Consider the following 7,534-nt stretch of genomic DNA (forward strand, 5'->3'; position numbering starts at 1 on the left):
GGCCTGGACGCCCGCCTGCTGGTCGCCGAACGCGACTTCGGGGTCGAGCGGCGCCGCCAGGCCGTCGGCGGCCAGCTCCTCGACCTGCGCACCCCCAGCGGGACCATCACCGACGTGCTGGTGCCGCTGCACGGCCGCCACCAGGCCGACAACGCCGCCGGGGCCCTGGTCGCGGTCGAGGCGTTCCTGGGCGCCCACGAGGGAGCGTGGGGGCCGGGGACCGACGCCCCCGCCTCGGAGCGGCGCCACCTCGACCACGACACCGTCCGGGCCGGGTTCGCGGCCGTCACCTCGCCGGGGCGCCTGGAGGTGATGTCCCGCCAGCCGCTGGTGCTGCTCGACGGCGCCCACAACCCGGCCGGGGCGCGGGCCCTGGCCGCCGCGCTGCTCGAGGAGTTCGTGGTCGACCGGCGCACCCTGGTGGTGGCCTGCCTGGCCGACAAGGACATCCAGGGGATCCTGCGGGAGCTGGCCCCGGCCACGGGCCGGCTGGTCGTGACGGCCAACCGCAACCCCCGGGCGGCCCCGGCCGAGCGGCTGCGCAAGGAGGCCGAGATCCTCGGCCTGCACGCCGAGGTCGCCCCTGACGTGGCCACCGCCGTCGGCCGGGCGATCGACGGCGCCGCCGAGACCGAGGCGGTCGTGGTCACCGGCTCCCTGCACACGGTGGGGGAGGCGCGCGACCTGCTCCTGGGCACCGGCCCGGCTTGAGTATGATCGCGCGGTCATCCCGAACCCCCGCCCGTGGAGGACTCCGTGGCCGACGAACGCACCCTGGTCCTGTGCAAGCCCGACGCCGTCGCCCGCGGCCTGGTCGGTGAGGTGATCGGCCGCCTCGAGCGCAAGGGGTTCCGGCTGCTCGCCATGGAGCTGCGCACCCTCGACGAGGCGACCGCCAAGCAGCACTACGGCGAGCACGAGGGCAAGCCGTTCTTCGGCGACCTGGTCTCCTTCATCACCTCCGGCCCGCTGGTCGCGCTGTGCGTCGAGGGCCCGGACGCGGTCGGCGCGGTGCGCACCCTGATGGGCCCGACCAACCCGATCACCGCCCCGCCCGGCTCGATCCGGGGCGACTTCGGCCTGGAGATCGAGAAGAACCTGGTCCACGGCTCCGACTCGCCCGAGTCGGCGGCCCGCGAGCTGGCCCTGTTCTTTCCCGGAATGTAACCCTCCGACCGTTGGGTCGTTCGAGGGGCTGGTGTAGGATGCCCGGGTTTCTTCTGTAGGCCTCCTGCCTACCGCCGTGACCCATCGCAACACTGGAAGGGGCTGGTCTGGCTGCCGAACGCCTTCCGCTTCCTCGGCCGCGACATGGCCGTCGACCTCGGCACCGCCAACACCCTCGTCTACGTCCGCGGCCGCGGGGTCGTGCTCAACGAGCCCTCGGTGGTCGCCATCAACACCAAGAACAACGCCATCCTGGCCGTCGGCACCGAGGCCAAGGCGATGATCGGCCGCACCCCGGGCCACATCGTGGCCATCCGCCCGCTCAAGGACGGGGTCATCGCCGACTTCGACACCACCGAGAAGATGCTCCGCTACTTCGTCCACAAGGTGCACCGCCGCCAGTTCATGGCCAAGCCCCGGGTGGTGGTCTGCGTCCCCTCGGGCATCACCGGGGTCGAACGGCGGGCCGTGGTCGAGTCGACCTACCGGGCCGGGGCCCGCAGCGCCTTCATCATCGAGGAGCCGATGGCGGCCGCGATCGGCGTCGGCCTGCCCGTGCACGAGCCGGCCGGGAACATGGTGGTCGACATCGGCGGCGGCACCACCGAGGTGGCCGTGGTCGCCCTCGGCGGGATCGTCACCAGCCAGAGCATCCGCATCGGCGGCGACGAGCTGGACGAGTCGATCATCAGCTACATCAAGAAGGAGTACTCGCTGATGCTGGGCGAGCGCACCGCCGAGCAGATCAAGATCAACCTCGGCTCGGCGTTCCCCCTGCCCGAGGAGCCGACCACCGACATCCGCGGCCGCGACCTGGTCAGCGGCCTGCCCAAGACCATCACCATCGGCGCCGAGGAGATCCGCAAGGCGATCGAGGAGCCCGTCAACCAGATCGTCGACGCCGTCAAGAACACCCTGGACCGCACCCCGCCCGAGCTGGCCGCCGACGTCATGGACAAGGGGATCGTCCTCACCGGCGGCGGGGCCCTGCTCCGCGGGCTCGACGAGCGGCTCAAGCACGAGACCAGCATGCCCATCCACGTGGCCGACGAGCCGCTGCACTCGGTGGTCTTCGGCTCCGGCAAGTGCATCGAGGAGTTCGAGTCGCTCAAGAAAGTGCTCATCTCGTCAGAGGCCCACTGACCCGGGGGAGGTCGGGAGGCTCTGCGCCTCCCGGAGAAGGTGTCGAGAAGTCCCCGCCGCGCGCGCACCGTCCTGGCCGTGCTGCTGGCCGCCGCGATCGTGCTCATCACGATCGACTTCCGCCAGCCCGACGGCGGCCCCGTCGACCGCCTGCAGCGCCTCGCCATCGCCGTGTTCGGGCCGCTGCAGCGCGGGGCCAGCGCGGTCGTGCGGCCGGTCGCCGACCTGGCCGGCGGGGTCTCCGAGCTGGGCGGGCTGCGCGAGGACAACCGCCGCCTGGAGGCCGAGGTGGCCCGGCTGCGGGCCCAGGAGCGGACCTACGCCGACCTGCTGGGGGAGAACCGGCGCCTGCGGGGGGCGCTGCGCATGGCCGCCCGCTGCGGCTGCCGCACCGTCGGAGCCTCGGTGGTGGCCAGCTCGGGCTCGAACTTCCAGCTGTCGGTCACGGTCGACGCCGGGTCGCGCCAGGGGGTGGCAAAGGACATGGCCGTGGTCGACGCCGACGGGCTGGTCGGGCGGGTCACCCAGGTGACCGCCGACTACGCCACCGTGCTGCTGGTCACCGACCCGGCCAGCGGGGTGGCGGCCACCCTGGCCCGCGCCAAGGCGCCCGGCATCGTCAAGGGCAGCGGCTCCCAGCTGCTCTCCTTCCAGCCGGTCCGGGCCGGCACCTCCGTCCGCCGCGGCGACCCGGTGGTCACCCAGGGCTACCAGGGCGGCGTGTTCCCGGCCGGGCTGCCCGTCGGGGTGGTCGAGCGGGTCGACCCGGCCGGCGCGGCCAGCCTGGTGCCCAGGGTCGCGGTCCGCCCGTATGCCGCCCTCGGCGCCCTCGACGTGGTCGCGATCGTGGTCGAGCGCCCGGCCCCGCCGGCCCGGGGGAGCTGAGCCGTGCGCCGCCCCCTCGTCCTGACCGCCGTCCTGGTCGTGGCCGTGCTCGTCCAGTCGACCGTGCTGGCCGAGCTGCGCCTGGCCGGGGTCCGCCCCGACCTGCTGGTCCTGGCCGTGGTGGCCGTGGCCATGGCCTCGGACGCGGCCACCGGGGCGGTGTTCGGCTTCGTCACCGGGCTGGTCGCCGACCTCCTGTTCGACCTGCCGGTCGGGGTGTCGGCGCTGGTCTACACCGCCGCCGGGTTCGCCGTGGGGACCGTCCGGGTGTACGTGACCAGCCACCGCCCGCTCGTCCACCTGGTCCTGGTCGGCGCGGCCAGCCTGGCCTCGGTGTGGTGCTGCGGCCTGCTGCTGCGGGTGTTCGACCTGTCGTCGTGGGCGGCCGTGGCCCGGGCCGGCCCCCTGGTCGCCGTCTACAACCTGCTGCTGACCCCGTTCGTCTACCCGGTGGTGTGGGCGCTGACCGAGCGCGTCCCCGCCCGCCCGGCCCGGCGTTGGTAGGTTCGCGCCGTGCACCCGCCCTCCTCCCCGCTCCGCTCCCGCCTCACCGTCCTGTCCATCCTGGTGGCGGTGCTGTTCGTGGCCCTGTCGTCGCGGCTGTGGTACCTCCAGGTGCTGGCCGGCGAGCGCTACGGCGACCTGGCCGAGGGCAACCGGGTCCGCCAGGTCGTGGTCGAGGCGCCCCGGGGCCGGATCCTGGACCGCGAGGGCCGGGTGGTGGTCCGCAACCGGGCCGCCTGGGCGGTCACCGTCAAGCCGTCGGAGCTGGGCGACCGCCGCGAGGTCCTTGGCCGCCTGGCCCGGCTGCTCGGCACCAGCAGGGCCCGGCTGGAGGACCGCATCGCCGGCTACACCGGCTCGCCCCTGCGCGGCATCCCGGTGGCCGAGGACGTCCCCACCCGCCAGCTCTTCCACCTGACCGAGCACGCCGACCGGTTCCCCGGGGTCGCCCCCGAGGTGCTGGCCCTGCGCGAGTACCCGGCCGGCCCGGCCGCCGCCCACGTACTCGGCTACGTGGGCGAGATCTCGGCCGGCGAGCTCAAGGAGCGGCGCTTCCGCGGGTACGAGGCCGGCGACATCGTCGGCAAGGCCGGGGTCGAGCTGACCTACGACAAGTGGCTGCGGGGCCGCGACGGCGTCCAGGACCTCGAGGTCAACGCCGCCGGCGAGGTCGTCCGGGCCCTCGGCGGCCGCCCACCCGTCCCCGGCCGCGACCTCCAGCTCAACCTCGACCTCAACCTCCAGGTGAGTGTCGAGCGGGCCCTGGCCGACGGCATGCGCGCCGCCCGCCGGCTGCCCGACAGCCAGCGCGGCGGCACCTACCCGGCCCCGGCCGCGACCGCGGTCGTGCTCGATCCCGACGACGGCGCCGTGGCCGCCCTGGCCAGCCTGCCCCAGTACGACCCGCGGCGCTTCGTCGGCGGCATCTCCCGGCGCGACTTCGACCGCTACGCCGGCAGCCCGGGCAAGCCGCTGCTGCACCGGGCCGTCCAGTCGGCCTATCCGCCCGGCTCGACCTGGAAGCCGTTCACCGCCCTGGCCGGCCTGGAGGCCGGCACCATCACCCCGACCAGCACCTACCACTGCCCCGGGTCGTACACCATCGGCAGCTACACCAAGCGGGACTGGACCCCGCGGGGCCACGGCACGGTCGGGCTCGGCGACAGCCTGCGGCTTTCCTGCGACGTCTACTACTACAACCTGGGTGCTCAGCTCGGGGTGGCCGAGCGGGCCCAGGAGGAGCGCGGCCAGCGGGTCGACGAGAAGATGCAGGCCACCGCCCGGGAGTTCGGGTTTGGGCGGCGGCCTCCCCTCGACCTGCCGTACGGGGCCGAGGGCACGGTGCCGACCCGGGAGTGGCGCAAGCGCTTCTGGGAGGAGAACCGCAAGACCTACTGCGCCGGGTCCAGCGCCATGTACCGGGAGCTGTGCCGCGACGGCTGGCGCTGGCAGGGGGGCGACAACCTCAACGTCGCCATCGGCCAGGGCGACCTCCAGGTGTCGCCGCTCCAGCTCGCCGTCGGCTATGGGGCGCTGGCCAACGGCGGCACCGTCTACCGGCCCCACGTCGGCCGGGCGGTGCTCGACCCGGCCAGCGGGCGGGTCGTCCGGCGGGTCGCGCCCCGGGTCACCGGGGTGGCCGAGGTGCCCGGCGGCGCCCTGGCCGCCGTCGGCCAGGGGCTGGCCAGCGTGACCACCGGCGGGACGGCGGCCTCCGCATTCGCCGGGTTCCCGCTGGACCGGTTCCCGGTGGCCGGCAAGACCGGCACCGCCGACCTGCCGCCCCAGGCCCCGTTCGCCTGGTTCGCGTCCTACGCGCCGGTGGGGAACCCGGAGTACGTGGTCGTGGTCATGGTCGAGCAGGGCGGCCACGGCGGCGAGACGGCCGCCCCGGTGGCCAGGGCCATCTACCAGAAGCTGTTCGGCCTGCCGGTGACCCCGGTGGCCCCCGGGGCGGACCGGAGCGGCTGATGCTGGTGCCGAGGGCTGTCGTACCCGGGACCGCACTCCCCGCTGGTGCCGCGGGCACGGAGCGGAGCGGCTGATGCAGGAGTCGTGGGGGTCGTACTCCGACCGGGTGTCGAGGCTCGGCTGGGAGCAGGCCAGCGACCGGCCGATGGCCTGGCGGGCGCCCTGGCGGCACCTGGACCCGACGGTGCTGCTGGCCGCCCTGGCCCTGACCGCCCTGGGCCTGCTCGCCATCTACTCCTCGACCTTCGCCGGGCTCCGCGCCCAGGGGCTGCCCGAGGCGGCCATCATGCGCCGCCAGCTGCTCAACCTCGGCCTCGGCCTGGCCGTCATGGTGGCGGCCATGGTGGTCGACTACCGCCGCCTCCAGGCATGGGCCGGCGTGGTGTTCGGGGCCGTGGTCGTGGCCCTGGGACTGGTCCTGACCCCGCTGGGGTCGGCCACCAACGGGGCCCAGTCCTGGTTCGAGCTCGGCGCCTACCAGGTCCAGCCGTCCGAGTACGCCAAGATCGGGGCCATCATCACCCTGGCCGCCGTGCTCGGGGCCAGGCGGGAGACGCCGGGCCCGCGCCGTCTGGCCGCCGCCCTGGCCGCCGTCGCCCTGATCTGCGCCGAGATCCTGCTCCAGCCCGACTTCGGGACGTTCATGGTGTTCGTGGCCATCCTGTTCGGGATGCTGCTGGTCAGCGGGGTGCAGTTGCGCTGGCTGCTGGTCCTGGCCCTGGTCGGGATGGTCGGGACGATTGGCATGTTCAAGCTCAACGTGCTGCGCGAGTACCAGAAGGAGCGCCTGACCGCCTTCATCGACCCCGCCGCCGACGACGGTGGACGAGGCTTCACCTACAACTCGAGGCAGGCGCTGATCGCCATCGGCTCGGGCGGCGTCACCGGCAAGGGCTACCTGCGCGGCACCCAGACCAACCTCCAGTACGTGCCCGAGCAGAAGACCGACTTCATCTTCACCGTGATCGGCGAGGAGCTCGGCTTCGCCGGCGCCATGGGCCTGCTCGCCCTGCTCGGGCTGCTGCTGTGGCGGGGCCTGCGCATCGCCGCCGTGGCCCGCGACCCGTTCGGGGCGCTGGTCGCCGCCGGGGTGGTGACCATGCTGGCCTTCCAGGCCTTCGTCAACATCGGCATGACCATCGGCATCATGCCGATCACCGGGATCCCGCTGCCGTTCGTCTCCTACGGCGGGTCCTCGCTGGTCGCCACCTTCCTGGCCGTCGGCCTGCTCGAGAACGTCCACATGCGGCGCTACCTGTAGCGGCGGACCTTTGCCGGAGCCTGTCGGTTCTGGCAGACTCTTTGGCAGTCTTGCGCCATGCCATCCGGCGGTGCGGCCCGGCGGCGTTCTCGCCGCTTCCTGCTGTTCCCGGGGCATCTCGTGGTACCTCGAGGCGAGGTACCGGGCTTGCCCGGAGAGGGAGTGCCGGTCCGCGTTCGCGGCCGTTCCACCGGTGGCGGAGGAGCCGCCGCTTCTCTCGAGCGCAGAAGGTTTGCGGTCGCCCGTGCCGGCGGCCGTCCGAGCTTGATAGAGGAGCATCGATGGCTTCCCCCGACGACGCGCGGGTCGACGAGGCTCGCGACCAGTCCACCGTCCCCACGTCCCCGCCCGCCCCCACCGACACCGCCGACCGCGCCTCCGCGCCGGCCACCGGCGAGCCCGCGGCCCCGCAGCGTCGCCCGCGCGGGGCCGCGTCGTTCCCGGGCGGCCCGCCCCCGGCGGCCCCCGCCCCGGCCGACACCCCTCCCGCCCCCCGCCCGCCCCCCGAGTCCGCCCCGCCGCCCAGGTTCCGCGTCACCACCGTCGAGTCCGCCGGGGCATCGTTCGCCGGCGGCCCCCCGCCCCCGTCCCCGACACCCCGCG

Annotated in this window: 8 protein-coding genes; all 8 read left to right on the plus strand. The window is 74.2% G+C overall.

The features are described 5' to 3' along the window. On the plus strand, positions 1-711 hold a 711-nt coding region (locus tag VF468_09765; GenBank protein HEX5878595.1), incomplete at its 5' end, for a cyanophycin synthetase. Between the two features lie 45 nt (positions 712-756). After that, positions 757-1,167 carry a nucleoside-diphosphate kinase gene (ndk, locus tag VF468_09770; GenBank protein HEX5878596.1) on the plus strand — a complete coding sequence of 137 codons (411 nt, stop codon included), beginning with the start codon at positions 757-759 and terminating at the stop codon, positions 1,165-1,167. A gap of 111 nt (positions 1,168-1,278) precedes the next feature. Then, positions 1,279-2,310, plus strand: a complete 1,032-nt coding sequence (locus VF468_09775) for a rod shape-determining protein (GenBank protein HEX5878597.1) — start codon at positions 1,279-1,281, stop codon at positions 2,308-2,310. Positions 2,311-2,349: 39 nt separating this feature from the next. Further along, positions 2,350-3,195 carry a rod shape-determining protein MreC gene (mreC, locus tag VF468_09780; GenBank protein HEX5878598.1) on the plus strand — a complete coding sequence of 282 codons (846 nt, stop codon included), beginning with the start codon at positions 2,350-2,352 and terminating at the stop codon, positions 3,193-3,195. Between the two features lie 3 nt (positions 3,196-3,198). After that, complete coding sequence (gene mreD / locus VF468_09785; GenBank protein HEX5878599.1) at positions 3,199-3,699, plus strand: rod shape-determining protein MreD; 501 nt, start codon at positions 3,199-3,201, stop codon at positions 3,697-3,699. A 9-nt stretch (positions 3,700-3,708) separates the two neighbouring features. Further along, the gene (gene mrdA / locus VF468_09790; protein ID HEX5878600.1) at positions 3,709-5,670 is read left to right on the plus strand and encodes a penicillin-binding protein 2; all 1,962 of its coding nucleotides are present in this window, start codon (positions 3,709-3,711) and stop codon (positions 5,668-5,670) included. 73 nt (positions 5,671-5,743) lie between these two features. Next, positions 5,744-6,931, plus strand: coding sequence for a rod shape-determining protein RodA (gene rodA / locus VF468_09795; protein ID HEX5878601.1), 1,188 nt, complete (start codon positions 5,744-5,746; stop codon positions 6,929-6,931). A gap of 281 nt (positions 6,932-7,212) precedes the next feature. After that, on the plus strand, positions 7,213-7,534 hold a 322-nt coding region (locus VF468_09800; protein ID HEX5878602.1), incomplete at its 3' end, for a hypothetical protein.

Source organism: Actinomycetota bacterium (assembly GCA_036280995.1).
Lineage (GTDB): Bacteria > Actinomycetota > CALGFH01 > CALGFH01 > CALGFH01 > CALGFH01.